Genomic DNA, 23,692 nt, shown 5'->3' with positions numbered 1-23,692 from the left:
TAGAATCCGACTCTAAGACTCACTCCGCCTGAGGAGAACGATGACCGCATCGCACAAACCCGTCCCCAAGCCCACGCCGGACACCCAGCCGTTCTGGGACGGCACGGCGGAGGGATGGCTGCGGATCCAGCGCTGCCGCGCCTGCTCGCGGCACTACTTCTATCCGCGGCCCGCCTGCCCGCACTGCGGCTCCGACGACGTCGCGTGGGTGACGGCCAGCGGCAGGGCCACCCTCTACTCGTACGTGATCAGCCATCGTCCGGCTCCCGGCTTCGAGCAGGACGGGCCGTACGCGATCGCGGTCGTGGAGCTGGAGGAGGGCGTGCGGATGATGACGAACATCGTCGGCGTCGAGATCACGCCGGAGAACCTGCCCCTCGACATGGAGCTGCGCGTGGTGTTCGAACAGCGCGGCGACGTGCATGTGCCCCTCTTCGAGCCCGCCGGAGGTCCGGCCCGATGAACATCGTCATCGCGGGCGCGGCCGAGACCGACGAGCTCGGCAAGCTCCCCCACATGTCCACCGCACAGCTCCACCTCCAGGCCGCGCGCAACGCGCTCGCCGACGCCGGGATGACCAAGGACGACATCGACGGCGTCGCCACCGTCGGCATGCCCGGCCCGATCCAGATCGCCCACGCGCTCGGGATCGCGCCGGCCTGGCTCGACGGCACCGGGGTGGGCGGCTCGTCCTTCCTCTTCCACGTACGGCACGCCGCCGCGGCCATCCGGGCCGGGCTGTGCACGACCGTGCTCATCACGCACGGCGAGTCCGGGCGGTCGCGGGTCGGCGCGCCCCGGCCGGCCCTCGGCCCCGACTCGTTGATCGGCCAGTTCGAACTGCCGTACGGCGTGCTCGGCCCGCCCACCATGTTCACGCTGACGGCCCTGCGCTACATGAAGGAGACCGGGCTCACGCACGAGCAGCTCGCGGAGGTCGCGGTCGCGCAGCGCCGGTGGGCGCACCGCAACCCCCGGGCCATGTTCCAGGACCTGATCACCGTCGAGGACGTGCTCGCCTCCCGGATGGTCGCCTACCCCTTCCACCTGCTGGAGTGCTGCCTGGTCACCGACGGCGGCGGCGCGCTGATCGTGACGACCGAGGAGCGCGCCCGCAGGTCGCCGGTCCATCTGCTCGGCTCCGGCGAGTCCGCCGAGTCGCCGATCATCTCCCAGATGGAGGACTTCACCACCTCCGCCGCCTTCCGCCGCTCCGGCGAGGCCGCCTTCGCCGAGGCGGGCATCTCCCACGACGACGTCGACCACCTCATGATCTACGACGCCTTCGCGCACGTGCCCATCTACGGGCTGGAGGATCTCGGCTTCGTCAAGCGCGGCGAGGCCGGGCCGTTCATCGCCGAGGGACACACCTCCCCCGGCGGCCGCCTGCCGCTCAACACCAACGGCGGCGGCCTCTCCTACACCCACACCGGCATGTACGGGATGTTCGCCATCCAGGAGTCCGTACGGCAACTGCGCGGTGAGGCCGCCGCCCAGGTGCCCGGCGTCGAGGTCGGCGTCGTCCTCGGCAACGGCGGCATGTTCGCCTCCGCCGCCACGCTCGTCCTGTCCAGCCGTCGCCCCTGAGCGGTCGCCACCCTCCGGCCCCGCACCCTCCGGCCCGGCCGCCGGAGGGTCGACGGCGGAAGGCCATCGAGATCATCGCCGGCTAGTGGTCTACTGTCCGACTCCTCCACCTGATCACCAAACCGCCGGCAGGCGACTGGCCAACCTGCTGGAGCGACATGCCCGCGCCGCCATGAGCAAGGGGCATGAGTGTCTCACCGTCAACAACGACGTGGATCCGCGCCTGAGGGACCTGCCGTCGCTCAACCGCAGGCCCGATGTCGCGCTCCACCGGTGCCTCGACCGAGAGCGGGGCGAGCGTCTGCGCGCCGAGCACGCGCTGCTCGTCGTGGAAATCGTGTCTCCGGGATCGGAGACCCAGGACACCCGACACGCTCGGTGAGTACGCCAAGGCCGGTATCCCGCACTACTGGATCGTCCGTCACCCTCTCGAAAGACGAGCCCGGTGAGGCTCCCGTCGTGAGCAACCCGATCCCCATCACCATCGATTGGGCGGAACTGCAGTTCTGAAACAGCGATCCGGTCTCCCGTTTGGCGACCTGCTTATACAGGGAGGGCGTCTCCGGGGAAGCCGTGGCACGGGTGCACCTCGCAGCGCATCATCCCGGCTCGAACGCAGGGGTCCCCGGCCATGACCTCCGCGGCTTCTTCGGCCGGCACGGTCATGATCGCGACGCCGGCCACGGTGTCGGAGGCGACCGGGCACAGGATCGCGATCACCCCCTCAGCGCGCAGCGACACCATGCGCCGCTGGTGTTCGAGTTCGATCGCCTCCGCGCCGTCCATGGTCCGCTCCGGCCCCCACTGAAGGAGCACCAGGCTGTAGGGCTTCGCGGTCGCGGCCAGAGCCCGAATCTGTTCGTCGGTCACGGTCGTGCTCATGATGTCCTCCTTACTTCTCGATGCGCTCGGCCAACGAGACGATGATTCCTTCGGGCCCGCGGACGTAGGCCATCCGCCACACGCCTTCGTATTCGCCGATGCCTCCCACCAGGCCGTAGCCGTCGGCTGCTGCGTGGTCGATCGCGGCGTGAAGGTCGTGCACCTCGAAGGCGACGTTGCGCAGGCCCAGCTCGTTGGCCGGCGCGGCAGGCGAACCCGGCAGGTGGTCCGGCCGCGTGAAGCTCGACAGCTCCAGCGTCGTACCTCCGCCGGGCGCTCGCAGCATGACGATCTCGGTGCGGGCGCCGGTCATGCCGATCACCATGTCCAGGAACTCGCCTTCGACGGCCATCTTCGGATCGGCCTTCAGACCGAGGCCGACGAAGAACGCCGTCACAGCATCGAGGTCGGCGACGGTGATGCCGACGTGGTCGAAGCGCCTTATGAATGTCATCAGATCCCTTTCTAGGTTTCTTCAAGAGACGCCGAGAAAGGTAACACCCGGAGTTCCGTAAGGGAACCCTACTTGCTAGATTGCTGCCATGCAGCGAACGCGGTTCGGGGACATGGCGTGTTCCATCGCACGCACCTTGGACGTGATCGGCGAGCCCTGGTCTCCGCTGATCCTGCGCGACGTGTGGGCCGGGGTGCGCCGCTTCGACCACATCCAGGCCGACCTGGGGATCTCCCGCAAGGTACTCACCGAGCGGCTCAACCATCTGGTCGAACAGGGTGTGCTCGAGCGGGTGCCCTACGACGCCCGCCCCCGCTACGAGTACCACCTCACCGCCAAGGGCGCCGATCTCGTCGAGATGCTCATGGTGATGGCCCGGTGGGGTGACCGCTGGCTCGCCGGCGAGGCCGGGCCTCCCGTCCTGTACCGTCACCATGCCTGCGGGCAGATCGGCCACGTCGATCCACGCTGCAGTCACTGCGGAGAGCCGATGCACGCCGACGACGTCGACCTCCTGCCAGGCCCGGGTTCGGCCTGATGACCAAACGTCGTGACCCCCTACTCGACGTCGCGAATCACGCTTTTCACGCGCCCGGAATGGTGGTCTCGCGACTGGTTCGGTAGCGGCCCGGGGTCGTTCCGATGATGCCGGTGAACGCTGCGATGAAGCAGCTGGGGTTGGCCCATCCGCAGGCGTAGGCGGTTTGGGTGGTGCCGTGGCCGTGGGCGAGGAGCACGAGCGCGTGGTAGACGCGTAGCTGCGTGCGCCATTCGTAGAAGGTCATGCCGAGTTCGTTGTGGAACAGGCGGCTGAGGGTGCGGGTGCCGGCTCCGATCGTCTTCCCGAGTTCGGCCAGCGAGGCGTTGTCCGCCGGCTTCTCGTACAGCATCCGGGCGATGGCTTGCAGCCGGTCGTCCCGCGACTCCGGCAGGTGCAGTGGCTGGTCCCGTGCCTCGCGGAGTTCGTCGACCAGGACGCGAAGGAGGCGAAGGCGCGCGGCTGTAGGCAGGCGCGGCGTCGCCGTAGTTGCGAGGGCCGGTCAGGGCGAGCAGGACCTCACGGGCGAGGTTGGACGCCAGGAACACGACGGGGATGCTCCGGTAGGAGCCGGGCGAGGGATGGCGCGAGAAAGACGATCCGCATATCGGTGTCGCCGTGGGCGCGGTGGTAGTGCGTGAACCCGCCCGGGGTCCAGGCGACCCGGTTCGCGGGAATGATCGACGTGCCGCGCTCGGTGTGAACCGCCAAGACGCCGCTGGCCGCAAACACCAGGTGTCCGCGTGCGTGCGACTGCATTGCGCTTGTTTCGCCGGACGGCCACAGGTGGCGCCCGCCAGACGGCCAGTTATGCGAGGTCGCACCGGCAGTCCGGCGAGGTCGGCGGCGATCGGGCATCGGTGGGCATCGTATCGATGGTCGGCCACGCCGTGATCTCGTGACCACTGCCTCAAGTTGCTCACAGGTACGCTCGCCCAGGTCCCCCGCCGGGAGTTCGTCTACTGCTCGGGATGGGAGGACCGGACGCCGTTCGCCGAACTCCGCACCCGGCTCCAGGCCGATCCCGCGTGGCGGGTCCACGACCTCCCGACCGGTCACGACGCGATGCACGAGGCCCCGGAGGCGGTCGCCGCACTACTGCTCGGCGAACGCACCGCGGACGCATCACCCGATCGTCAGGGCTTCATCCCCGCCAGTTGGTGAGCGCGTCGCGCGCCTCCACGTGGGAGCCCCGCACGAGCGGGGGCTGGTCTCCAGCGACTCCGGGTCGTCGCCGAGTCCCTCGGCGAGAGCGGCGACGCGGGCCACGACCTCCGCGACGGCGTCGAGGTCGGCGGGCTCGACGTCACGCGCGCCCCGCAGCAGCGTGGCGCCGCGCAGGTCGCCCAGCACCCGAGGATGGCCGCGTCATTGATTCCGGGGACATCTCGCCGCCCCGCCCTGATCATTGGGCGATGCGACCGGAAATCACCGCGATCGGACGGCTCGCCGCGATCGGTGCGCTGAGCGCCGCCGCGATCGGATGCTCCGGCGGCGGCGTGCACGCACGCGACTCCCCGGCCTCCGTGCCGGGCACACCGACGGCGGCCGCCCGGCCCGACGTGGTCCCGTCTCTTTCCGGCGGCACCTGGACGGAGACCGGAACGGCCGCGGCCGGCGCGGTGATGTCGAGTGTCGCCGCGACCGGGCGCGGCGAGGCCTGGGCCGTGGGCAGCCCCGGAGAGAACAGGCAGAACGGCCCGGTCCTGCGCTGGGACGGCCGCGCCTGGCGGCCCCAGTCACCGCCGCCCGGCCTGCGCTATCCGCGAGTGGTGTCCGGGACGTCCCCCGGCAACGTATGGGTCTTCGACAAGGACGCGAACGCATGGCAGTGGGACGGCCGGCGGTGGTCGGCCCGGGGACGACCACCCTGGAAGCTCCCGGTCCTCCTGGATGACGCCGTGGTCACCGGCCCCGGGGACGTGTGGGTCGCCGGAGGGCAGGACGACGGCACCGCCGGAGATCCTCCCTGGCGTCCCGGGCTCGCGCGCTGGTCCCCTTCCGGCTGGGCCGTCGTGCCGTCCCCTCGATCCACCTGGCCGGGCATCCGCCGCTTCGGCGTCACCCCCTCCGGGGGCCTGTGGGCGCTGACCGGCGACGGGGACACCGGATCAACCGTGGAGCGCTGGGACGGGCGCCGCTGGACGGTCGTGTCGGCACCGCCGTGGCCCGCAGGCGCCAAGGTCGACTTCAGGGACCTGGCGGTGGTGTCGGAACGGGAGGTCTGGGTCGCCGGTTCGATCCAGTTGCCCGGCCCCCGCCAGGCCGCGCTGCTGATGCGCTGGGACGGCGACCGGTGGAACCCGGCTCGTGACCTTCCGGCGGGGGCGATCTCGTTCAATGCCGTAGCAGCGGACGGCCACGGCGGGGTGTGGCTGGGCGCGTCCAACTACTCCTACGACAACCATCGCATTCTGCTGCACTTCGATCCCCGCTCCTGGACGTACGAGAAAGCCCCGAGGGTCCACAACGATCCGGAGGTGTTCGACCTGGTCAGGATCCCGGGAGAGGACCGGGTGTTCGCGGTCGGCGGCAACCCCTCATACGACGAGGACAGCCAGGCCTGGATCTGGACGAGGTCCTGAGCCGAGTCCGCAACGGTCGCGCCGGGTCCGGCGCCGTTCCGGTCAGATGGCCGACGTGTAGGTGACGAAGGTGCGCTGCTTCGTGAACGCGGTGCCATTGAAACAGGCCACCTTGTCGACGTCCACGAGCGTGCCGCTGACCGACCAGAGCCCGCCGAGCTGGCAGTATTCCGGGCCGGGACCGAAGCCGGTCACCTGGACGTCGTCCGGCAGGACCCCGACGCCCTGGAACTTCACCCAGCGGAACGGAAGGGCGTCCCGCACCGTGTTCGGCATGATGACGGGGTTGTAGCTCCAGGCGGACGACGGCGGGTACGGCCCGGGCGTGGTCGGGGACTCGTCCATCGTGTACGCGAAGTACTTGGGCGGCTTCGCACCCCCGGTGACGGCCCGCTGCCGGGTGTAGCTCAGGGTCCAGCCGGTCTTGAGAGGCTTGCTGGTGGCGTCGAAGCAGCGCACCTCGACCACCTGCCCGGCCGCGCTCGGAGTCCAGTTGCCGACCTTGCACCGCGCGGGCTGCGCCGGATCGACCGCCGTCACCTGCAGATTCCCCGTGGGTGTCGTGGGCAGCCCGGGCAGGGTGGCCGTCCAGACCCCCACGGGCCCCGCCGCGACGCCGTTCACTCCGGCCGTCGAGTTGTACGAGGAGACCACCGAGGCGCCGTCGTAGTAGAGGGAGGCGACGGCCTCCGGCGGGGAGAGAGTGCCGCTGCTCTGCTCGTACACGATGGTGAACGGCACGTACGCCGGGGCGCCGCCGTACTTGTAGCACTGCACCAGCACCGACAGGTTCGCGACGATCGGACTCCACTTGACGACCTGACACCATTCGGGATTGGGCGACACGGCCGTGACGTGCACCACCCCGTCCGCGAACGGCATCTTGGGGAACGTGACCTCGACCAGGCCGGGGGGCCCCACGATCGCGCTCGTGATGACGCCCGGCGTCCAGAGGCCCTGGCGGGCGGCCGGTGGAGGCCCCGCGAGCACGTTGACGTAGGCGAACCCCCACACGTTCGGGACGGCCGCCCGAGCGCCCGTGGCCGCCGGGACGAGCCCCGCCACCATCATGAGCGTCACGCAGAGCCGGAGAACCGTCTTTCTGATCCGATGCATCTCGTCACCCGTTCGCCGTGGACGCCGAACCGCGCGCCATCAGTAAGGCCCGTAGGTCACCGCGCAGGGGACGCCGTTGAGCGTGAAGCCGGTGGGGTGGTCGTCGGCCCCGTTGGCGGTGAAGCCGATATCGAAGCTCGTGCCAGGAGAGATGCTCGTGTACCAGCTACTGGCGGCCTGAACGCTCGGCGGGGTCGCGGAGAAGGTCGCGTTCCATCCTTGCGCGATCGTCTGGCTTCCGGGGAAGACGAACTGCAGGATCCAGGGGCTGAACACCCGGGTCCCGGTGTTGCGGATCGTCACTCTGGCCGTGAAACCCGTGACCCACCCGACGCTGGCGTAGGTCACGGCGCAGTCGTAGCCGGCCGGCACGTCCGCGAGCGCCGCCTGGGCGGGAGTCGCGAACAGCGCGGCCAGGAGAATCCCGGCCATACCGATCCCCGATGAAGCGCGCGGAAAACGCATCGGTCCCCCTCCGGAGTGGCTTTCTTTGAAACCGATTTCACTGTGATCGTGAGCCACCCGGCATGTCCTGTCAAACAATCCTCGGAGGGTATTTCGCGATTCTCGGCCCAGGCGTGCGTCCATGCACCGCTCCAGGTCGGCCGAGCTGGGAGTTTCACCGACGGCCACACAGCGGTCACCCGATAAAGGCCGGCGGAGGGCTTTGCCCGGCGTCGCGAATTGCGCTTTTCAGACGCGCCAGAATATGCCCGAATATGTTCGTCGTCCGTCCGCGTACGGCGGGAACCGGACACGGACGGACGACCGGGCTTCACCCCCGCCAGGTGATGAGCGCGTCGAGCGCCTCCACCTGGGATCCGCGGACGAGCAGGGGGTTGATCTCCAGCGACTCCAGGTCGTCGCCGAGGCTCTCGGCGAAGGCGGCGACGCGGGCCACGACCTCGGCGACGGCGTCGAGATCGGCGGGCTCGGTGCCGCGCGCGCCCCGCAGCAGCGCGACGCCGCGCAGCTCGTCCAGCGCCCGCCGCACCTCGGCCGCGTCCACCGGCAGGACGCGCAGCGCCGTGTCGCGCAGCGCCTCCACCCAGATCCCGCCCAGGCCGACGGCCAGGGTGAGCCCCCACGCAGGGTCCCGTACGACGCCGGCCAGCAGCTCCACGCCGCCGCCGCGCTGCGGCTGGACGAGCGCGCCCACCCGGCCGGCGCCGGGCACCGCCGCAGCGGCGGCCACGACCTCGCGGTAGGCCCGCTCGACGTCCCGCGCGTCGGACAGGCGCAGCCGGACCCCGCCGATGTCGCTCTTGTGCCCCAGCCCTTCGGCGGCGGCTTTCAAGACGACCGGGTAGCCGAACCCGACCGCCGCCGCCACCGCCGATTCCTCGTCGTGAACCAGCTCGCCGGGCACGACCGGGATCCCGGCGGACGCCAGCAGGGCGGCGGCGCGGTGCTCGGCCCACACGCCGGTCCCCGGCTCGGCCGCCGGGGCGCGCACCGCGGCCTCGGCAGGGACGGCCGCGTCCGCCGCCTCGACGGCGGCACGGTAGGCCCGGGACCACCGGACCGCGGCGCCGATGGCGTGCATGCCGTGCTCGATGCCGCCCGCGACATACGGGAAGCCGGCCTCCCGCTGGACGTCGCGGCCGAACTCGGTGACGTCGGTCAGCACGTTGCTCACGACGACGACCGGCATCGGGGCCGCGGCGATGCGCTTGGCGCTCGCCGAGAACATCGCGTACACGGGCGCGGGGTCGGGCGGGGCGGCGCGCGGGAGGTCCGACAGCAGCATGACCGCGTCCACACCGGGGTCGGCGGTGACGGCCTCCAGCGCGCGGCCGAGCAGCGTGCGGTCGATGAGCACGTATCCGGTGACGTCGAGGGGGTTCTGCACGGTCCCGAAGGCAGGCACGATCTCCCGCAGCCGGGCGACGGTCTCCGGCGCGAACGCCGGCAGCTCCAGCCCCTCGTCCTCGGCCCGGTCGGCGATGATCTCCGACGCGCCGCCCGAGGGCGTGACGACACCGATCCGCGGGCCCGGCAGCGGGCCCACCTCGGCGAGCAGGCCTGCGGTGATGATGAGGTCCTCAAGGGACCGCACCCGCACCACCCCGAGCTGCCGGAACGCCGCGTCGATCACGTTGTCGTCGCCCACGAGCGCGCCGGTGTGGGCCTGGGCGGTGCGCGAGGCGAGCCGGCTGCGCCCGATCTTCAGCGCGACGATCGGCTTGCCCGCGAGCAGCGCCCGGCGCGCCGCCCGGGAGAACGCGGCCGGGTCGCGGACCGACTCCAGGAACAGCGCGATGGCCTTGGTCGCCGGGTCGTCCACCAGATAGTCGATCACGTCGGTGACGGTGACGAGCGACTCGTTGCCCATCGAGGTGAGCAGGCTGATCCCGACGTTGCGGGCCTGGGCGAAGCCGAGCACCGAGCTGGCCAGCGCGCCGCTCTGCAGCACCACGCCGACCGACCCGCGCAGCAGCGGGGACGGGATCGGCAGGCCGTACGGCGTGACGTCCGCGGCGGCGTTGATGAAGCCGTTGCCGTTGGGGCCGAGCACGGTGAGGTCGTTCTCGCGGGCGAACTCGACGATCTCCGCCTCCAGGGCGGCGCCCTCCGGGCCGGTCTCGCCGAAGCCCGCGGTGAGGATCACATAGTGACGGATGCCGAGCTTGGCCCCCTCGCGCAGCACGGGCAGCACGGCGGTCGTCGGCACCATCACGTACGCGAGGTCGACCTGGCCGGGGATGTCGGACAGGCTGCGGTGGGCCTGCTCGCCGTGCACCACGCCGCCGCGGGGGTTGACCAGGTGCACGGGCCCGCGGAAGCCGTGCGTACGGAGGTTGGTCAGCGTGCTGATCGACCAGCCGGACTTGTCGGTCGCCCCGACCAGGGCGATCGACCGGGGGTTGAACAGCTCTCCTACCGGCATCCTCACTCCCCGATCGTGCCGAGGCGGGCGTGGCCCTTGAGCAGGTTGCGGGCGATCGTCCGGCGCTGGATCTCGTCGGTGCCCTCGAAGATCCGCAACAGGCGCAGCTCGCGATACCACCGCTCGATGGGCAGTTCCTTGGTGTAGCCCATGCCTCCATGGATCTGCAGCACGCGGTCGACGACCTGGTTGGCCATGACCGCGCCGTTCAGCTTGGCGATCGAGGAGGCGTGCCGGGCGTCCATGCCCTGCTGCACGCGCCAGGCGGCGTGGAGCGTGAGCCACTTGGCCGCCTCGATCTCCACCTGCGAGTCGGCGATCATCCACTGGATCGCCTGGTATTCGGCGATCGGCTTGCCCATCGACACGCGGATCCTGGCGTAGTCGATCGCCATCTGGAGCATGCGCTCGGCCGAGCCGACCGCCCGCGCGGGGATCATGTAGCGGCCCTGGCCGATCCACTGCATCGCCAGCTCGAAGCCTCTGCCGAGCTCGCCGAGGATGTTCTCCTCCGGCACCCTGACGTCCTCGAACACCAGCGAGGCCGGGCCCCACTGGCCCATCGTCGGGATCGGCTCGGACTTCCAGCCCATGTCGCGGTCGGCCAGGAAGCAGGTGACGCCGCCGTTCGCGCCCTTGTCGGGGTCGGTCACGGCGAACACCATCACGAAGTCGGCCTCGTTGCCGCCGGTGATGAAGGTCTTCTCGCCGTTGATGACCCAGTCTCCGCCGTCCTTGACGGCACGCGTACGGATGTTGCGGGCGTCCGAGCCCGCGCCCGGCTCGGTGATGGCGAAGCAGGAACGGCGCTCGCCCTCGATGGTGGGGATCAGGTAGCGCCGCTTCTGCTCCTCGGTGCCGGCGTAGAGGATGTTGTCGGCGGACCCGCCGAAGCTGAACGGGACGAACGTCCGGCCCATCTCCATGGCGATGATCGCGGACATGACCGGGCCCAGCGCGGCTCCGCCGTACTCCTCGGGGGTGTTGATGCCCCAGAAGCCCATCTTCTTCGCCTTGAGCCGCAGATCGCGCAGGACCTCGGGATCGAGCCCAGGGCCGCCGGCGCGTTCGCTGCGCAGCACCTCGGGTTCGAGCGGCATGATCTCCCGCTCCACGAACGCGCGGATGGTGTCACGGATCTGCAGTTCCTCTGGGCTCAGGGAGAAGTCCATCGACGCGACTCTTTTCTAGAATTGCTCTCTAGGAATCGGCTCCAGCCTGGTTCCCCGCCGAAGGGGTGTCAAGAGGTCTGGAATCACTTTCTAGAATTCGACCGACTACGATGGCGTCGTCCCTGGAAACGCGCCGTCCCCGGAAACGAGGAGCCCAGATGGCACGCAAGCCCGGCGGCAGGAGCGGCTCGTGGGAGTGGAGCCGCACCGCCCAGACGCGCAAGAGCATGCTTCAGGCCGCCCGCGAGGTCTTCTCCGAGCACGGCTTCGCCGACGCGAACGTGGCGGACGTCGTCGAGCGCGCGGGCTCCAGCGTCGGCAGCCTCTACCACCACTTCGGCGGCAAGACCGAGCTGTTCCTCGCGCTGTGGGAGGAACACCAGGCCGCCCACGAGGAGGCGGCCGCCTCCAGCGTCGCCGCGGCGAAGCAGGCGGGCGTGAAGGACCCCGTCGAGCTGTTCATCGCCGGGGCCAGGGCGTTCCTCGAAGGGTCGTGGCAGCGGCGCGACCTGGCGCGGCTGTTCATGGACGGCGACGGCCCGCCGGGGTTCGAGCTGATGCGGCGCACCCGCGGCCGGGAGTGGGTGCGGCAGAACGCCGTCCTGCTCGGCGCGGCGAACACGCCGACCGACCGCCTCACCGTCTCGGTCCTCACCAGCGTGATCGGCGAGGCCGGACGCGAGGTCGCGACGAGCGAGACCGAGGAGGAGGCCGAGGAGGTCGTCGATGCGGCGATCGCGCTCATCCGCCGCTTCGGCGATCCCCTGGCCACCCACGAGGACGACACCACCACCGACGCGGCAGGTGCGGCGGACGACGCCGGGGCGGCGCCGAACTGACCCCCCGCGAGCCGACCCCGGCGCCGCACCCGCGGGTCAGGCGGGGCGGAAGGCGGCCCTGCCCCGGTCGATCACGACGGTGCCGTCGTCCTTCGCCGTACGGAACAGCGCCGTCGCGCCGTCGCCGGACGTCCAGATCGACACGGTCAGCGTCTCGCCCGGGAAGACCGGCTTGCTGAACCGTCCCGACATGGCCGCGAACCGGGCCGGGTCGGACCCCGCCACCGCGTGCAGCAGGGCCCGCCCGGTGATCCCGTACGTGCACAGCCCGTGCAGGATCGGCCGGGGGAAGCCGGCGCGGGCGGCGAAGGCCGGGTCGGAGTGCAGCGGGTTGCGGTCTCCGGACAGGCGGTACAGCAGCGCCTGGTCAGGGCGGGTCTCGTAGGTCACGATGTGGTCCGGCGGCCTGCCGGGCTCGGCCCACTCGTCGCGGGGGCCGCGCTCGCCGCCGAAACCGCCCTCGCCCCGGATGAACACCGAGCTCCGGCTCGTGATCAGCAACTCGCCGCTTTCCGCGTCGGCCGCCCTGGCCTCGGTCGTCACCAGCGCCCCCGAGCCCTTGTCGTAGATGCCGGTCACCGTCGAGGTGGTCCGCACGCGACCGGCGGGCGGCAGCTCGCGGTGCAGTTCGAAGGCCTGCTCGGCGTGCACGAGCATGGCCGGGTCGAAGTCGCCGAGCCGCCGTCCCGTCGGGGCCTGGGCGGCCAGCACCGCGAAGGTCGGCAGCACCCGCTGCCGGAGCCCCGCCGAGTTCTCCGTGGTGAAGGCGAGCTCCTCGGTGCCCGCCCCGACGCCCAGCGCGTACAGCAGGGTGTCGGCGGACGTCCAGGACCGCTCGTGCGGCTCGCTCTCCAGTCCGATCAGACCGTGGTCGAGCGGCATGTCAGTCCTCCCCGCCCGGGATGCGCCCGCTGGTGAGGGCGTTCGGCGCGGCCTTGTCCACCAGGGCGGGAATCACCTCGCCCAGTTCGGCCGGATCCCACCGGGCGTCCTTGTCCACGCCCGGCCCGGCGTGCCAGCCCTCGGCGACGCTGATGTGCCCGCCGCGCACGTTGAAGACCCGGCCCGTGATCCCCCGCGACTGGGCGCTCGCCAGCCACACCACCAGCGGCGCGATGTTGTCCGGCGCCGCCGGATCGAAACCGCCCTCGGCGGGCCGCCTGCCGCCCGGGATGAGGTTCTCGGTCATCCGGGTGAGCGCGGCGGGCGCGACCGCGTTGACCGTCACGCCGTAACGCGCCAGCTCCTTGGCCGCGATGATCGTCAGCGACGCGATTCCCGCCTTGGCCGCGCCGTAGTTGCCCTGGCCGGCGTTGCCGTAGATGCCGGACGACGACGTGGTGTTGATCACCCGGGCGTCCACCGGCTCGCCCGCCTTGGCCCTGGACCTCCAGTAGGCGGCGGCGTGCCGCAGCGGGGCGAAGGTGCCGCGCAGGTGCACCCGGATGACCGCGTCCCACTCGTCGGCGGTCATGTTGACGAGCATCCGGTCGCGCAGGATGCCCGCGTTGTTGACCAGGACGTGCAGGTCGCCGAAGGTCTCCACGGCCCTGCTGATCATGCGCCCCGCGCCGTCGAAGTCGGAGACGTCCTCGCCGTCGACCACGGCCTCGCCTCCCATGGCCCTGATCTCCTCGACCACCTCGCCCGCGGCTCCGGTGGACGACCCGGTGCCGTCGACCTCCGCGCCCAGATCGTTGACGACGACCTTGGCGCCCTGGCGCGCGAACTCCAGCGCGTGCCCCCGCCCGATGCCCCGCGCGGCGCCGGTGACGATCACGACCCGGCCTTCCACGATTCCGCCCATGCGCAGCTCCCTGACTCGACCTTGACCCATCCTCGCGTGAACGGGATTCTAGTAATGGAATCTAGAATTTGATAGGGAGGAGCCGGTCATGATCCAGCTCGCCGAACGATGACGGCCGTGCCGCAGACCATCGCGGCGGACCCCGGCGAGCGGGAGCGGCTGCGCCGCGCCTGGCGGACGCTGTCGGTCGTGAGCATGGCCAGCGTCCTGACCGCGCTCGGCGGCAGCGCGCTCAACGTGGCGCTCCCCCAGGTCGTACGGCAGACGCACGCGAGTGCGGACGCCGCGAGCTGGATCCTGCTCGCCTTCCAGCTCACGACGACCGTGCTCATGGTCGTGTTCGGCCGGCTCGCCGACCTGTTCGGGCGGCGGGCGATGTACCTCGGCGGCCTGGCCACCTACACCGTCGCCAGCCTGCTGGCCGGGCTCGCGCCGGACGCGTGGGTCATCGTGGCGCTGCGGGTGGTGCAGGCGGCGGGCGGGGCCATGCTGCTGACCAACAGCGCCGCTTTGGTGACCGCCGCCTTCCCCAAGTCGCGGCTCGGCGAGGGGATGGGCGTCTACACCGCGTCGTTCTCCATCGCCCAGCTCGCCGGCCCGGCGCTCGGCGGCCTGTTCACCGAGCACCTCGGCTGGCGCTGGGTGTTCTGGTACAACGTGCCGCTCGGCGTCGCGTGCCTGGTCTGGGGCGCGGTGGCCCTCCGCCCCGGTCCGCCGCAGGGCCGCGACCGGGGGCTCGACCTGTCCGGCAACGCGCTCGTGCTCGCCTGTCTCGGCGGCCTGCTACTCGCGCTGTCGGAGGTGACCAGGCTCGGGTGGGGACATCCGATGGTCGTCTCCGGGCTCGTGGTGTTCGCGGTGACGCTTCCGCTGTTCGTCGTGCGGGAGCTGCGGGCCCGTCATCCCGTGGTGGACATCCGGATGTTCCGCGATCTCACGTTCGCCCTCGGGACGCTGGCGTCGTTCCTCAACTCGACCGCCCGGGTCGGGGTGGTGCTCCTCGTGTCGCTGTTCTTCCAGGCCGTCCGCGGGGAGGACCCGGTGCGCGCGGCGGTGAAGGTGCTGCCGCTCTCGATCGCGGCGATGGCCGCGTCGGTCGCGTCGGGCTTCCTGCTGCGCCGCCTCGGCCCGCGCACGGTGGCGGTCGCCGCGACCTCGTTGACGACGGCGGGCCTGGCCGTCCTGCTGTACCTGATCTCCCCCGGCATGTCGCCGGCGTCGCTCATGGCCGCCCTCGTGCTGATCGGCGTCGGCTCGGGCATGTTCCTGCCCTCCAACACCACCGCGATCCTGGACGGGGTGCCGTCGCACCGGCTGGGGATCGTCAACGCCATGCGCCTGATGCTGCAGAACACCGGGGTGGTGGTCGGCACCGCGCTGGTCCTGTCGATCATCACGGTGCCGCTGCCGGCCGGGCTGCACGACGCCGTCTTCGCGGGAACGCTGTCCCACGTCTCGTCCACGGCGGTCGAGCAGCTCGTGACCGGCTACCGCTGGGCTCTGGCCTGCATGACCGCCGTGTCCGCGCTGGCCGTGCTGACCTGCTTCACCAGAAAGCGAGCCGGCTCACCCGTCAGCTGAGGACGCGGCCGTGGCGGTCGCGGGCCTTCAGCCGCACGGTGGGCATCTCGGGCGCCGGAAGGGGCTCCTGCCCGCCCGGGACGACGCCGAAGCGGCCCCCGCGCATCCAGTCGTCGCGCGCCCGCGCGATCTCCTCGTGCGAACGGCCGACGAAGTTCCACCACATCACCAGGGGCTCCTCGAACGGCGTGCCGCCCAGCACGAACAGCCGGGCCGGGCCGGCCGCCTCCATCGGCACCGCCGTACGGCCCTGGCCGAGATAGAGCAGCGAGCCCGGGGCCAGCGCGACCCCGGCCACGTCGGCCGTGCCCGACATGACCAGCACCGCCGTCTCGTACGCGGGATCGACCGGCAGCCGCTGTCGTCCCGGACCGGCGAACAGCACCTCGGCTCCGAGCAGCGGGGTGTGCACGCGGGCGGGCGAGCGCAGCGGCCCTGCCTCGCCCACCACGACCGTCACGGTGACGTCCCCGTCGCGCAGCACGGGCAGCGCCGCGTGGTGCTCGAACCGGGCCTCGCCGTGCCGGGCCTCCTCCGGCAGCGCGACCCACAACTGCAGCCCGTGCATGCCCGGCGGGTGCTCCGGCGGCGACTGCTCCGAGTGGGCGATCCCGTGGGCGGCGGTCATCAGGTTGAGCTGCCCGGGCACGATCGACTGGACGTTGCCGAGGCTGTCGCGGTGCAGGATCTCGCCCTCGGCGAGCCACGTGACCGTCTGCAGGCCGGTGTGCGGATGCGGCGGCACCTGCATGCCCGGCCGGCCGCTCACGTCGTCGGGCCCGAAGTGGTCGACGAAGCACCACGCGCCGACCATCCGGCGCGGGCGCTGCGGGAGCAGCCGGCGCACGGTCGTGTAGCGGCCGAGCGGCACGTCGTGGCCGGGCAGGAGCACGCTCTCCGGCACCGTCTCGTCCGCCACCGTGCAGCCGTACAGCGCCGGCTCTCCCTGGTCGAGGGGCCCGCCGGTCACTCGGCCGTCTTTCCGCCGTCGAGGGAGAACCTGGCCCGCTGATCGGCGGGCACCAGGTCGAGGTAGTCGGGGTGCCGCTCGATGTACCGCTTCACGAACGGGCAGAACGGCAGGACCGACAGCCCGGCGTCCCGGGCGGCGTCGAGCGCCGCCCGGACCAGCGTCGAGCCGAGGCCCCGGCCTTCGAAGGCCGGGTCGATCTCGGTGTGGGTGAAGGAGATCCTCGGCCCGTTGAGCCGATAGTCGGCGAAGCCGGCGAGGGCGCCATCCACGGTGATCTCGAAGCGGCTCGCCTCCGGGTTGTCGGCGACCTGCGGTTCTGACTGCTGCATCGGGTTTCCTTCCAGGATCGTCGTCAGGCGGCGATCGTCGCGTGCATCTCCCACACGAGGATCTCGGCGGGCTCCGTCGCGGTGACCTTCTGCCCGCCGGTGGCGGTGAACCGCACGGCGTCGCCGGTCTCCAGAGTGCCCGCACCCTCCAGGGTGACGGTCCCCCGGGGTACGAACAGGTGCAGGAACGGCGCCTCGGGCAGCTCCACGCTCTCGCCCGGCTGGAGACGGGCGGCGTACAGCGCGGCGTACCGGTTCTTGATGCGGATGGCCGCCTCGCCGGCGTGCTTGTCCATGCCGCTCGCGACCGGCACCAGGCCGCCGGCCAGCAGGTCGTTCTCGATCTCCAGCTGCTCGTAGCCGGGGGTGATGCCGGGCTCGTCGGGGACCACCCACATCTGGACGAAGTGCACCGGCTTGTCGTGCGTGTCGCCGCCGGTCAGCCGCCAGGAGTCGTTCTTCTCCGAGTGCAGGATGCCGGTGCCGGCGCTCATGCGCTGGGCCAGGCCCGGGTAGATGACGCCGGAGTGGCCCTCGGAGTCCTGGTGGACCAGCGAGCCCTGGAGCACCCAGGTGACGATCTCCATGTCGCGGTGCGGGTGCGTCTCGAAGCCGGTGCCCGGGTGGACGACGTCGTCGTTGTTGACCAGCAGCAGCCCGTGGTGGGTGTTGTCGGGGTCGTAGTGGCCGCCGAACGAGAACGAGTGCTTGGAATCCAGCCAGGAGATGCGGGTGGCGAAGCGCTCGGCCGCCCGGCGGATGTTCACACGAGGGGTCAGCCTGGTCGTGGTCATGGGTGCCCTTTCCTCATCGCCATGTAGATGATGCGTCATCTACTGGTGCCCCACAACATACATGACGAGTCATTGATTCCCGCTAGCCTGGGGACCATGAACAGCCCTCGGTGGCTCGACGCGGACGAGCAGCGCGCCTGGCGAGCGTACCTGCGCATGCAGGGCCGCCTGACGGCCCGGCTCAACCGGCAGCTGCAGGCGGACTCGGGTCTGTCCCTGGCGGACTACGAGGTCCTCGTGCACCTCACCGACAGGCAGGAAGGGCGGCTGCGGCCCTACGAGCTGCAGCGCGACCTCCAGTGGGAGCAGAGCCGGCTGTCCCACCACCTGACCCGGATGCAGCGCCGGGGGCTGGTCAGCCGGGAGGAGTGCGCGGACGACGGCCGCGGCGCGTACGTCGTGATCACAGAGGAGGGCCGCCGGGCCATCACCGCCGCGGCCCCCGGGCACGTGGAGACCGTGCGCCGCCTGTTCTTCGACGGCCTCACCCGCGAGCAGGTCGCCGCGCTCGAACGGCTCTCCACAGACGTGCTCGACCGGCTCGGCTAGCTGACCAGTCCCTCGGGGAAGACGACGTCGGCCACGCCGGGGACGGTCCTGGCGACCAGCTCGGCGATGCGGGCCGACCGCTCGTCGCCGGGGCCGTACAGTTCGACGACGCCGTCCCGCACGGCCGCGCCGAAGGACGCCGTGTCGGCGCAGTCGCGCAGCGCCGCGAGCACGTCCTCGCGGATCCGCTCGTCTCCCTGGGCGAGCAGGCCCATCAGGTCGCGGCGGCTGACGATCCCCACGAGCTCGTCGTCGCGCAGGACGGGGACGCTCTTCACCCCCGTCGTGATCATCAGCTCGACCAGGTCCATGGTGTCGGCGCCGTCCCCGACGGTGGCGACGCGCGGCGTCATGACCTCCTCGACGAGCGCGGACGGCCTGCCGGTGGGCAGGGCCTCGGGCCGCAGGAAGGCCCGGGGGTTGGCCCCGAACTCGCCGCGCAGCAGGTCCATCTCGCTGACGATGCCGACCATCCGCCCGGCCGCGTCGACCACCGGCGCGGCCGTGATGTCCTGCTCGTACAGCAGGCGGGCGGCCTGCTTGATCGTCGCCGTGCGCCGGACCGTCACCACCGGCGTCGTCATGATCTCGCGGACCAGCATCGTGACCACCTCCTACGCGGCCGGCGCGAGGGCGAGCGTGCCGCCGGGCGCCGGTGCGACCCGCGCGCCGAACTCTCGGCTGATCTCGTCGAGCGTCGTCCGCAGCCACTCGCGGTCCTCGCCGCAGGCCTGCCGCAACCGCATCCGCACGGCCCGCATCGGCGCCATCCGCAGCTCCAGCAGCCGCCCCGACCCCGCCTCGGCCGTCGCCTCGACGGTGACGAAGTACAGCAGCCGCAGGTCGTCGCGGAACTCCTCGTAACCGGTGATGCCCTCGTAGTCGTCGACGAAGTCCCCGCAGCCGTAGAGGATCAGCCGGTCCCGGTACACCTCCAGAGGACGGGGATGGTGGGAGGAGTGGCCGTGGACGAGATCGACGCCGCCGTCGACCAGCGCGTGCGCGAACTCGACCTGGTCGTCCTCGACCTCGTAGCCCCAGTTGGAACCCCAATGGAGGGAGACGACCACGATGTCCCCCGGCCGTCTGGTCTCCCGGACACGGTGGACCGTCTCCGCGGCGGCGTCGCGGGACGCCTCCGGCAGGAAGGCCACTCCGGGCCGGTCGCGGCGCGCCGCCCATCCGCCGGGGACGCCGCTGGACGGCATGGCGACCGCGAACACCAGCACCCGCCCGCCGCCCGGGAGCGCCACGACCGCGGGCCGCCACGCCTCGTCCTCGTCCCGTCCCGCGCCCGCCTGGTCGAGTCCCGCCTCCCCCAGCGCGTCCAGCGTCTCCGTGAGGCCGCGTACGCCGAAGTCGAGCACGTGGTTGTTGGCCAGCACGCACACGTCGGGCCGGGCCACGGCCAGAGCGGGGAGGTTGGCCGGGTTCATCCGGTAGTGCACTTGCTTGCCCGGCGCGAAGTCGCGGCTGCGGGTGACGCTCGTCTCCAGGTTCAGCACGCGCACGTCGGGGGCGACCTCGTCCAGCACCTCCAGGGCGTCGCCCCACGGCCAGGAGTAGCCGGCCGGCCGCGGGATCGGGCCGTTCGCCTCCTCCGCCAGCTCGACGTACGCGCGGGCGTCCCGGAGGCACGGCTCCTCGAGCGCGGGATCGCCGGGGTGCGGGAGGATCTGGTCGACGCCTCGGCCCAGCATGACGTCGCCGCACAGGAACAGCGTCACCGGATCCCCCGCCGCCGACCGCATCTCACCCCTCCTCGGTCAACACCGCACAACGGGCGCCGCCCGGACAGCGAGGGAAGTCCTTGTGGTGGCGCAGCCAGAGGCGGACGAGGGCGGCTTCGAGGTCGCGCACGTCCAGCCCCGCCTCGCCGGCGATCTCCCGCAGCCGGTCGAGGGGGTGGTGTCCCCCGCCGAGCAGCCCGGCGTGCCGCCCGGCTTCCACCGCCCGGTCGTCCGGCGGCGGGTCCACCCCCGGCCAGACGCCGCGCAGCTCGCGCAGGAACAGCGCGACCGTCACCGGGCCCCAGCCGGGCAGCGCGTCGAGCGCGGCGCGGGTCTCGTCGAGGCCGCTCCCGCGCAGCGCGCCGACCTCGCCGCCCACCGCCTCCGCCAGGCGGAGCAGCCGGGTCGCCGTGCGGTAGTCGTAACGGGCGTATCCGCCGCGGTCGAGGATCTCGACCAGCTCCTCCCAGGTGCGGCCTTCGACGTCGGAGAGCCCCCGCACCCCCGCCTCGGCCATCGCCCGGTAGGTCCGTACGGCGATCGCGGCGGAGATCCGGGCGCCGAACAGCGTCGCCGCGAGCAGCCACCGCTCGACCTCGCGGTCCCCCCGGTCGACGTCGATGCCCATCTCCCGGGAGAACCGGCCGCCCAGGGCCTCGACGAGACGGCACGCGCGGTCCGGCAGGCGGGTCAGGTCCCTGTCCGCCGCCGTACGGCTCCGCGTCCTGGACGTCACATCTCCATCCTCCCCCCTGGCCGCCCGCCGTCATCGGGCGGCGTCAGGCGCCGGACGAAGCACGGTCAGGGCACGGGTCAGGGCACGGGTCAGGGCACGGGTCAGGGCACGCGGCAGAGGATCTCGCCGTGCAGGACGCTGAACCAGGCGTCCTCGCTCGCGGCCCACTCCCGCCAGCCGTCGGCGATTCGCCGCAGGTCGTCCTGCGTGGCGTGGCCGGCCTCGATCGCCCGGTCCGCGTAGGAGGACTGGACCGTGCGGTCGGCCCACAGCCCGCCCCACCAGTCCCGCTCCTCCGGGGTCGCGTAGCACCAGGTGGACGACGACGAGGTGACGTCGGCGAACCCGGCCTCCCTGGCCCAGGCGCGCAGGCGGCGCCCGGCGTCGGGCTCGCCGCCGTTGGCGCGGGCCACCTTGCGATAGAGGTCCAGCCAGTCGTCCAGAGCCGGAATCTGCGGATACCACACGAAGCCGGCGTAGTCGGAGTCGCGCACCGCGACGATCCCGCCCGGCTTGGTCACCCGCCGCATCTCGCGCAGCGCGCCCACCGGGTCGCCGACGTGCTGGATCACCTGGTGGGCGTGCACCACGCAGAAGGAGGCGTCGGGGTAGTCGAGCGCGTGCACGTCGCCGGTCGTGAAGCTCACGTTGCCCAGGCCGCGCCCCTCCGCCTCGCGACGCGCCTGCTCCAGGATGCCGGGCCCGGTGTCGAGCCCGATCACCTCGCCCTGCGGCACCAGTTCTGCCAGGTCCGCGGTGATCGTGCCCGGACCGCAGCCGACGTCCAGGATCCGCATGTGGGGTTTCAGCGCGCCCAGCAGGTACGCCGCCGAGTTGGCGGCCGTACGCCAGCGGTGGGAGCGCAGGACGGACTCGTGAAAGCCGTGGGTGTAGACGGCCGTTTCTTGTGCCATGCGGATACTCTTCCATGCGTCTCGTTATTTGAGCAATAACGTCTCATATTCAGAGACGCCAAGTCGCCGATGCAGGCGGCGCAGCGGCGCCGGGGCCCACCAGTTGGCCGGACCCGCCAGCCGCATCAGCGCCGGCACGAGCACGCCGCGGATCAGCGTCGCGTCGACGGCGACCGTGAGCGCCATCCCGACGCCGAGCTGCTGCAGGAACACCACCCGTCCCGTGGCGTACGCCGCGAACGAGGCGGCCAGGATGGCGGCGGCCGCGGTGACCAGCGGCGCGCTGCGGGCGATGCCCGCGGGCACGGACGCCACGGCGTCGCCCGTCCGGTCCCACTCCTCTTTGATGCGCGCGAGCAGGAAGACCTCGTAGTCCATCGACAGCCCGTAGGCCACGCAGAACATCAGGATGGGGATGCTCGGCTCGATGGACCCGGTCGGCGTGAAGCCGAGCAGCCCGGACAGATGGCCGTCTTGGAAGACGAACACCAGCGCACCGAACATCACCGACAGGCTCAGCAGGTTGAGCGCCGACGCCTTCAGCGGCGCCACGACGCTGCCGGTCATGACGAAGAGCACCGCGAACGTGACCAGCACGATCAGCAGGCCGATCAGCGGCAGGCGTGCGGTCACCCCGTCCCGGTAGTCGGTCAGCTCGGCGGGGTAGCCGCCCACCTCCACCGCGAAGGGCGCGGGGACGGCCCGCACCCGGCGCACCAGCCCGGGCGCGTCGGCGTCGAGACGGTCGCTCGCCGCCACCACCGACAGCCAGGTGCCGCGCGCGGCGGCGAAACGCGCATCCGCGGGCCCGGGGACCGGCCGGCCGGCCGCGTAGGACCCGGCGGCCGAGTCCACCCGCACGACCCCCTCGATTCGCGACAGCGCGGCGGCGTACGGCCCCGCCTGGGCGGCGTTCCCTTCCGGCGCGACCACGTGGACCGCGTCTGCCTCCTCCTGCGAGAAGCCGGCTCTGATCTGGTCGTACATCTGCCGCACGGGCGCCGACGACGGCAGCACCCGGTCGTCGGGCAGCCCGAAGCGGACGCCGAGGAAGGGCGACCCGAGCAGCAGCACGACCGCCAGCGCCGCCCCGCCGAACGCCAGCGGACGGCGCACCACGCGCAGGGCGAGACCGTGCCAGAACCCTCGGCGCTCGCCCCGGGCGGAGCCGGCACGGGCGACCGCGTGACCCAGCAGGACCAGCGCGGCCGGGAGCACGACGGTCGCGCCGATCACCGCGGCGACCACGACCGCGACCCCCGCGTACGCGAAGGAGCGCAGGAACGGGAAGGGGAAGGCGAACAGCACCGACAGCGAGGCGGCGACGGTGACCCCGCTGAACAGCACCGTGCGCCCGGCGGTGCGGACGGTCCGCGTCACGGCCTCGGGCACCGGCAGGCCGCGCCGCAGCTCCTCGCGGAACCGGAAGATCACGAACAGCCCGTAGTCGACCCCGAGCCCGACGCCCATGACCAGGGCGATGTTCGAGGCGAACGTCGAGACCTCGGTGAGGAGCACGACGCCGCGCAGCAGCGCCAGCGACCCGGCCACCGCGAAGATCCCGACGCCGAGGGTGACCAGGGCCGCCGCGATCCGCCGGTACACCAGCCACAGCAGCAGCAGGACCATCGGCAGCACGACCAGCTCGGCCCGGACGAAGTCCTGCCGGGCCTGTTCCATGACGGCGCGGAAGACCTCGTCCGAGCCCCCTGCCCGGACGTCGATCACGGCGTCGCTCCGGGTGAACCGCGGGGTCAGGGCCGGCAGCACGGCGCGACGCACCCTGTCGGCGTCGCCGGGCACCCAGGCGAGCACCATCGCCTGCCGCCCGTCGCCGGAGCGCAGCGTCGCGGGCGCGTCTGTCGTCCAGTACGACCAGGCGTCGCCGACGCCGGGATAGGCCGCGAGCTCCCGGGTCAACGCCCGCCCGGCGGCCTGGACGGGGCCGCTGTCGACCGTCCCCCGGCGGGCGGTGACCAGCAGCGCCACGTTGGGGCTGCCGGTGCGGAACAGCCGGGCGAGGTCGTCGCGCGCCCGCGCCGACTCCGAGCCCGGCGCCTCGAACCTGTTGAGGGACAGCGCGCCGATGGTCCCGGCGCCCACGACCCCGGCGACGAGCGTGATCAACACGCTCACCACGACGACCCACCCCGCTCTGCGTACGACGATTCCGGCCGGCACGAGCCCCCCTGATAGTTTTACGAGCGATCATTCGT

At 71.8% G+C, this 23,692-nt stretch carries 27 protein-coding genes; 9 read left to right on the top strand and 18 right to left on the bottom strand.

Annotation, left to right across the window (positions count from 1 at the left end):
- Positions 1-40: 40 nt before the first annotated feature.
- Genes ABZ860_RS11785 through ABZ860_RS11775 form a run of 3 tightly spaced genes read left to right on the top strand, consistent with a single transcriptional unit; the run spans position 41 to position 1,969 of the window.
- Complete coding sequence (locus ABZ860_RS11785; RefSeq protein WP_357218532.1) at positions 41-463, top strand: Zn-ribbon domain-containing OB-fold protein; 423 nt, start codon at positions 41-43, stop codon at positions 461-463.
- The gene (locus ABZ860_RS11780) at positions 460-1,587 is read left to right on the top strand and encodes a thiolase (protein ID WP_357218530.1); all 1,128 of its coding nucleotides are present in this window, start codon (positions 460-462) and stop codon (positions 1,585-1,587) included. Before ABZ860_RS11785 ends, ABZ860_RS11780 begins: the two co-directional genes overlap by 4 nt.
- Positions 1,481-1,969 carry a Uma2 family endonuclease gene (locus ABZ860_RS11775; protein WP_357218528.1) on the top strand — a complete coding sequence of 163 codons (489 nt, stop codon included), beginning with the start codon at positions 1,481-1,483 and terminating at the stop codon, positions 1,967-1,969. The genes ABZ860_RS11780 and ABZ860_RS11775 overlap by 107 nt, the downstream gene beginning before the upstream one ends.
- A gap of 161 nt (positions 1,970-2,130) precedes the next feature.
- Here ABZ860_RS11775 and ABZ860_RS11770 read toward each other — a convergent pair whose 3' ends face one another.
- Both ABZ860_RS11770 and ABZ860_RS11765 read right to left on the bottom strand, forming a co-directional pair.
- Positions 2,131-2,469 carry a hypothetical protein gene (locus tag ABZ860_RS11770; protein ID WP_357218525.1) on the bottom strand — a complete coding sequence of 113 codons (339 nt, stop codon included), beginning with the start codon at positions 2,467-2,469 and terminating at the stop codon, positions 2,131-2,133.
- A 10-nt stretch (positions 2,470-2,479) separates the two neighbouring features.
- Positions 2,480-2,923: a VOC family protein gene (locus ABZ860_RS11765; protein WP_357218522.1), complete on the bottom strand. Its 444-nt coding sequence runs from the start codon at positions 2,921-2,923 to the stop codon at positions 2,480-2,482.
- An 88-nt stretch (positions 2,924-3,011) separates the two neighbouring features.
- Between ABZ860_RS11765 and ABZ860_RS11760 the strand changes: the two genes are divergently transcribed.
- On the top strand, positions 3,012-3,461 hold the full coding sequence (locus tag ABZ860_RS11760; protein ID WP_357218520.1) for a helix-turn-helix domain-containing protein: 450 nt from the start codon (positions 3,012-3,014) through the stop codon (positions 3,459-3,461).
- Between the two features lie 46 nt (positions 3,462-3,507).
- Here the strand turns inward: ABZ860_RS11760 and ABZ860_RS11755 are convergent, their stop codons facing one another.
- Positions 3,508-3,813 (bottom strand): helix-turn-helix transcriptional regulator, encoded by a 306-nt coding sequence (locus ABZ860_RS11755; protein WP_357218518.1) that lies wholly within the window; start codon positions 3,811-3,813, stop codon positions 3,508-3,510.
- Positions 3,814-4,376: 563 nt separating this feature from the next.
- On the opposite strand from ABZ860_RS11755, the gene ABZ860_RS11750 reads away from it, so the two are divergent.
- Positions 4,377-4,625 carry a hypothetical protein gene (locus tag ABZ860_RS11750; RefSeq protein ID WP_357218515.1) on the top strand — a complete coding sequence of 83 codons (249 nt, stop codon included), beginning with the start codon at positions 4,377-4,379 and terminating at the stop codon, positions 4,623-4,625.
- Here the strand turns inward: ABZ860_RS11750 and ABZ860_RS11745 are convergent.
- Positions 4,587-4,814: a hypothetical protein gene (locus ABZ860_RS11745; protein ID WP_357218512.1), complete on the bottom strand. Its 228-nt coding sequence runs from the start codon at positions 4,812-4,814 to the stop codon at positions 4,587-4,589. The two genes, ABZ860_RS11750 and ABZ860_RS11745, sit on opposite strands and share 39 nt — an antisense overlap.
- A gap of 62 nt (positions 4,815-4,876) precedes the next feature.
- Here ABZ860_RS11745 and ABZ860_RS11740 point away from each other — a divergent pair, with 62 nt between their 5' ends.
- Positions 4,877-6,046 (top strand): hypothetical protein, encoded by a 1,170-nt coding sequence (locus ABZ860_RS11740; RefSeq protein WP_357218509.1) that lies wholly within the window; start codon positions 4,877-4,879, stop codon positions 6,044-6,046.
- A gap of 42 nt (positions 6,047-6,088) precedes the next feature.
- Here the strand turns inward: ABZ860_RS11740 and ABZ860_RS11735 are convergent, their stop codons facing one another.
- The 4 genes from ABZ860_RS11735 to ABZ860_RS11720 all read right to left on the bottom strand — a co-directional run bounded on the left by ABZ860_RS11735 (position 6,089) and on the right by ABZ860_RS11720 (position 11,224).
- Positions 6,089-7,162, bottom strand: coding sequence for a hypothetical protein (locus ABZ860_RS11735; RefSeq protein ID WP_357218506.1), 1,074 nt, complete (start codon positions 7,160-7,162; stop codon positions 6,089-6,091).
- 39 nt (positions 7,163-7,201) lie between these two features.
- Positions 7,202-7,594: a cellulose binding domain-containing protein gene (locus ABZ860_RS11730; RefSeq protein ID WP_357218503.1), complete on the bottom strand. Its 393-nt coding sequence runs from the start codon at positions 7,592-7,594 to the stop codon at positions 7,202-7,204.
- A 343-nt stretch (positions 7,595-7,937) separates the two neighbouring features.
- Positions 7,938-10,052 carry an acetate--CoA ligase family protein gene (locus ABZ860_RS11725; RefSeq protein ID WP_357218501.1) on the bottom strand — a complete coding sequence of 705 codons (2,115 nt, stop codon included), beginning with the start codon at positions 10,050-10,052 and terminating at the stop codon, positions 7,938-7,940.
- Between the two features lie 2 nt (positions 10,053-10,054).
- Complete coding sequence (locus tag ABZ860_RS11720) at positions 10,055-11,224, bottom strand: acyl-CoA dehydrogenase family protein (RefSeq protein WP_357218498.1); 1,170 nt, start codon at positions 11,222-11,224, stop codon at positions 10,055-10,057.
- Positions 11,225-11,382: 158 nt separating this feature from the next.
- On the opposite strand from ABZ860_RS11720, the gene ABZ860_RS11715 reads away from it, so the two are divergent.
- Positions 11,383-12,063, top strand: a complete 681-nt coding sequence (locus ABZ860_RS11715; RefSeq protein WP_357218495.1) for a helix-turn-helix domain-containing protein — start codon at positions 11,383-11,385, stop codon at positions 12,061-12,063.
- A 36-nt stretch (positions 12,064-12,099) separates the two neighbouring features.
- Here the strand turns inward: ABZ860_RS11715 and ABZ860_RS11710 are convergent, their stop codons facing one another.
- Together ABZ860_RS11710 and ABZ860_RS11705 are read right to left on the bottom strand one after the other, a co-directional pair.
- The gene (locus ABZ860_RS11710; protein WP_357218492.1) at positions 12,100-12,945 is read right to left on the bottom strand and encodes a MaoC/PaaZ C-terminal domain-containing protein; all 846 of its coding nucleotides are present in this window, start codon (positions 12,943-12,945) and stop codon (positions 12,100-12,102) included.
- 1 nt (position 12,946) lies between these two features.
- Positions 12,947-13,870, bottom strand: a complete 924-nt coding sequence (locus ABZ860_RS11705) for an SDR family oxidoreductase (protein ID WP_357218489.1) — start codon at positions 13,868-13,870, stop codon at positions 12,947-12,949.
- A 117-nt stretch (positions 13,871-13,987) separates the two neighbouring features.
- Here ABZ860_RS11705 and ABZ860_RS11700 point away from each other — a divergent pair, with 117 nt between their 5' ends.
- Positions 13,988-15,451, top strand: a complete 1,464-nt coding sequence (locus ABZ860_RS11700) for an MFS transporter (RefSeq protein WP_357218487.1) — start codon at positions 13,988-13,990, stop codon at positions 15,449-15,451.
- Here the strand turns inward: ABZ860_RS11700 and ABZ860_RS11695 are convergent.
- Genes ABZ860_RS11695 through ABZ860_RS11685 form a run of 3 tightly spaced genes read right to left on the bottom strand, consistent with a single transcriptional unit; the run spans position 15,444 to position 17,547 of the window.
- Positions 15,444-16,421 (bottom strand): pirin family protein, encoded by a 978-nt coding sequence (locus ABZ860_RS11695; protein ID WP_357218485.1) that lies wholly within the window; start codon positions 16,419-16,421, stop codon positions 15,444-15,446. The two genes, ABZ860_RS11700 and ABZ860_RS11695, sit on opposite strands and share 8 nt — an antisense overlap.
- A complete protein-coding gene (locus ABZ860_RS11690; RefSeq protein WP_357218483.1) occupies positions 16,418-16,753 on the bottom strand; it encodes a GNAT family N-acetyltransferase in 336 nt (111 codons plus the stop codon). Before ABZ860_RS11690 ends, ABZ860_RS11695 begins: the two co-directional genes overlap by 4 nt.
- 23 nt (positions 16,754-16,776) lie before the next feature.
- Positions 16,777-17,547 carry a pirin family protein gene (locus ABZ860_RS11685; RefSeq protein WP_357218480.1) on the bottom strand — a complete coding sequence of 257 codons (771 nt, stop codon included), beginning with the start codon at positions 17,545-17,547 and terminating at the stop codon, positions 16,777-16,779.
- Positions 17,548-17,643: 96 nt separating this feature from the next.
- Between ABZ860_RS11685 and ABZ860_RS11680 the strand changes: the two genes are divergently transcribed.
- The gene (locus ABZ860_RS11680) at positions 17,644-18,096 is read left to right on the top strand and encodes a MarR family transcriptional regulator (protein ID WP_357218478.1); all 453 of its coding nucleotides are present in this window, start codon (positions 17,644-17,646) and stop codon (positions 18,094-18,096) included.
- On the opposite strand, the gene ABZ860_RS11675 is transcribed toward ABZ860_RS11680, so the two are convergent.
- The 5 genes from ABZ860_RS11675 to ABZ860_RS11655 all read right to left on the bottom strand — a co-directional run bounded on the left by ABZ860_RS11675 (position 18,093) and on the right by ABZ860_RS11655 (position 23,657).
- Entirely contained in the window at positions 18,093-18,698 is a 606-nt protein-coding gene (locus tag ABZ860_RS11675) for a CBS domain-containing protein (protein ID WP_357218476.1), read from the bottom strand. The two genes, ABZ860_RS11680 and ABZ860_RS11675, sit on opposite strands and share 4 nt — an antisense overlap.
- A gap of 12 nt (positions 18,699-18,710) precedes the next feature.
- A complete protein-coding gene (locus ABZ860_RS11670) occupies positions 18,711-19,847 on the bottom strand; it encodes a CapA family protein (RefSeq protein WP_357218474.1) in 1,137 nt (378 codons plus the stop codon).
- Between the two features lies 1 nt (position 19,848).
- Positions 19,849-20,562: a hypothetical protein gene (locus ABZ860_RS11665; protein ID WP_357218472.1), complete on the bottom strand. Its 714-nt coding sequence runs from the start codon at positions 20,560-20,562 to the stop codon at positions 19,849-19,851.
- A gap of 101 nt (positions 20,563-20,663) precedes the next feature.
- Positions 20,664-21,476 carry a methyltransferase domain-containing protein gene (locus ABZ860_RS11660; protein ID WP_357218470.1) on the bottom strand — a complete coding sequence of 271 codons (813 nt, stop codon included), beginning with the start codon at positions 21,474-21,476 and terminating at the stop codon, positions 20,664-20,666.
- A gap of 24 nt (positions 21,477-21,500) precedes the next feature.
- Positions 21,501-23,657: an MMPL family transporter gene (locus tag ABZ860_RS11655; RefSeq protein ID WP_357218467.1), complete on the bottom strand. Its 2,157-nt coding sequence runs from the start codon at positions 23,655-23,657 to the stop codon at positions 21,501-21,503.
- Between the last annotated feature and the right edge of the window lie 35 nt (positions 23,658-23,692).

The sequence above is a fragment of the Microbispora sp. NPDC046973 genome (assembly GCF_040644495.1).
Classification (GTDB): Bacteria; Actinomycetota; Actinomycetes; order Streptosporangiales; family Streptosporangiaceae; genus Microbispora.
The sequence above is the reverse complement of the archived record's forward strand: the minus strand, read 5'-3'. Positions and strand labels throughout refer to the sequence as shown.

Bases quoted from the DNA above. Each gene is read 5' to 3' on its own strand.
- ABZ860_RS11785 (WP_357218532.1), top strand. From the start codon at position 41: ATGACCGCATCGCACAAACCCGTCCCCAAGCCCACGCCGGACACCCAG.
- ABZ860_RS11780 (WP_357218530.1), top strand. From the start codon at position 460: ATGAACATCGTCATCGCGGGCGCGGCCGAGACCGACGAGCTCGGCAAG.
- ABZ860_RS11770 (WP_357218525.1), bottom strand. From the start codon at position 2,469: ATGAGCACGACCGTGACCGACGAACAGATTCGGGCTCTGGCCGCGACC.
- ABZ860_RS11765 (WP_357218522.1), bottom strand. From the start codon at position 2,923: ATGACATTCATAAGGCGCTTCGACCACGTCGGCATCACCGTCGCCGAC.
- ABZ860_RS11760 (WP_357218520.1), top strand. From the start codon at position 3,012: ATGCAGCGAACGCGGTTCGGGGACATGGCGTGTTCCATCGCACGCACC.
- ABZ860_RS11755 (WP_357218518.1), bottom strand. From the start codon at position 3,813: ATGCTGTACGAGAAGCCGGCGGACAACGCCTCGCTGGCCGAACTCGGG.
- ABZ860_RS11740 (WP_357218509.1), top strand. From the start codon at position 4,877: ATGCGACCGGAAATCACCGCGATCGGACGGCTCGCCGCGATCGGTGCG.
- ABZ860_RS11735 (WP_357218506.1), bottom strand. From the start codon at position 7,162: ATGCATCGGATCAGAAAGACGGTTCTCCGGCTCTGCGTGACGCTCATG.
- ABZ860_RS11730 (WP_357218503.1), bottom strand. From the start codon at position 7,594: ATGGCCGGGATTCTCCTGGCCGCGCTGTTCGCGACTCCCGCCCAGGCG.
- ABZ860_RS11725 (WP_357218501.1), bottom strand. From the start codon at position 10,052: ATGCCGGTAGGAGAGCTGTTCAACCCCCGGTCGATCGCCCTGGTCGGG.
- ABZ860_RS11720 (WP_357218498.1), bottom strand. From the start codon at position 11,224: ATGGACTTCTCCCTGAGCCCAGAGGAACTGCAGATCCGTGACACCATC.
- ABZ860_RS11715 (WP_357218495.1), top strand. From the start codon at position 11,383: ATGGCACGCAAGCCCGGCGGCAGGAGCGGCTCGTGGGAGTGGAGCCGC.
- ABZ860_RS11710 (WP_357218492.1), bottom strand. From the start codon at position 12,945: ATGCCGCTCGACCACGGTCTGATCGGACTGGAGAGCGAGCCGCACGAG.
- ABZ860_RS11705 (WP_357218489.1), bottom strand. From the start codon at position 13,870: ATGGGCGGAATCGTGGAAGGCCGGGTCGTGATCGTCACCGGCGCCGCG.
- ABZ860_RS11690 (WP_357218483.1), bottom strand. From the start codon at position 16,753: ATGCAGCAGTCAGAACCGCAGGTCGCCGACAACCCGGAGGCGAGCCGC.
- ABZ860_RS11685 (WP_357218480.1), bottom strand. From the start codon at position 17,547: ATGACCACGACCAGGCTGACCCCTCGTGTGAACATCCGCCGGGCGGCC.
- ABZ860_RS11680 (WP_357218478.1), top strand. From the start codon at position 17,644: ATGAACAGCCCTCGGTGGCTCGACGCGGACGAGCAGCGCGCCTGGCGA.
- ABZ860_RS11675 (WP_357218476.1), bottom strand. From the start codon at position 18,698: ATGCTGGTCCGCGAGATCATGACGACGCCGGTGGTGACGGTCCGGCGC.
- ABZ860_RS11670 (WP_357218474.1), bottom strand. From the start codon at position 19,847: ATGCGGTCGGCGGCGGGGGATCCGGTGACGCTGTTCCTGTGCGGCGAC.
- ABZ860_RS11660 (WP_357218470.1), bottom strand. From the start codon at position 21,476: ATGGCACAAGAAACGGCCGTCTACACCCACGGCTTTCACGAGTCCGTC.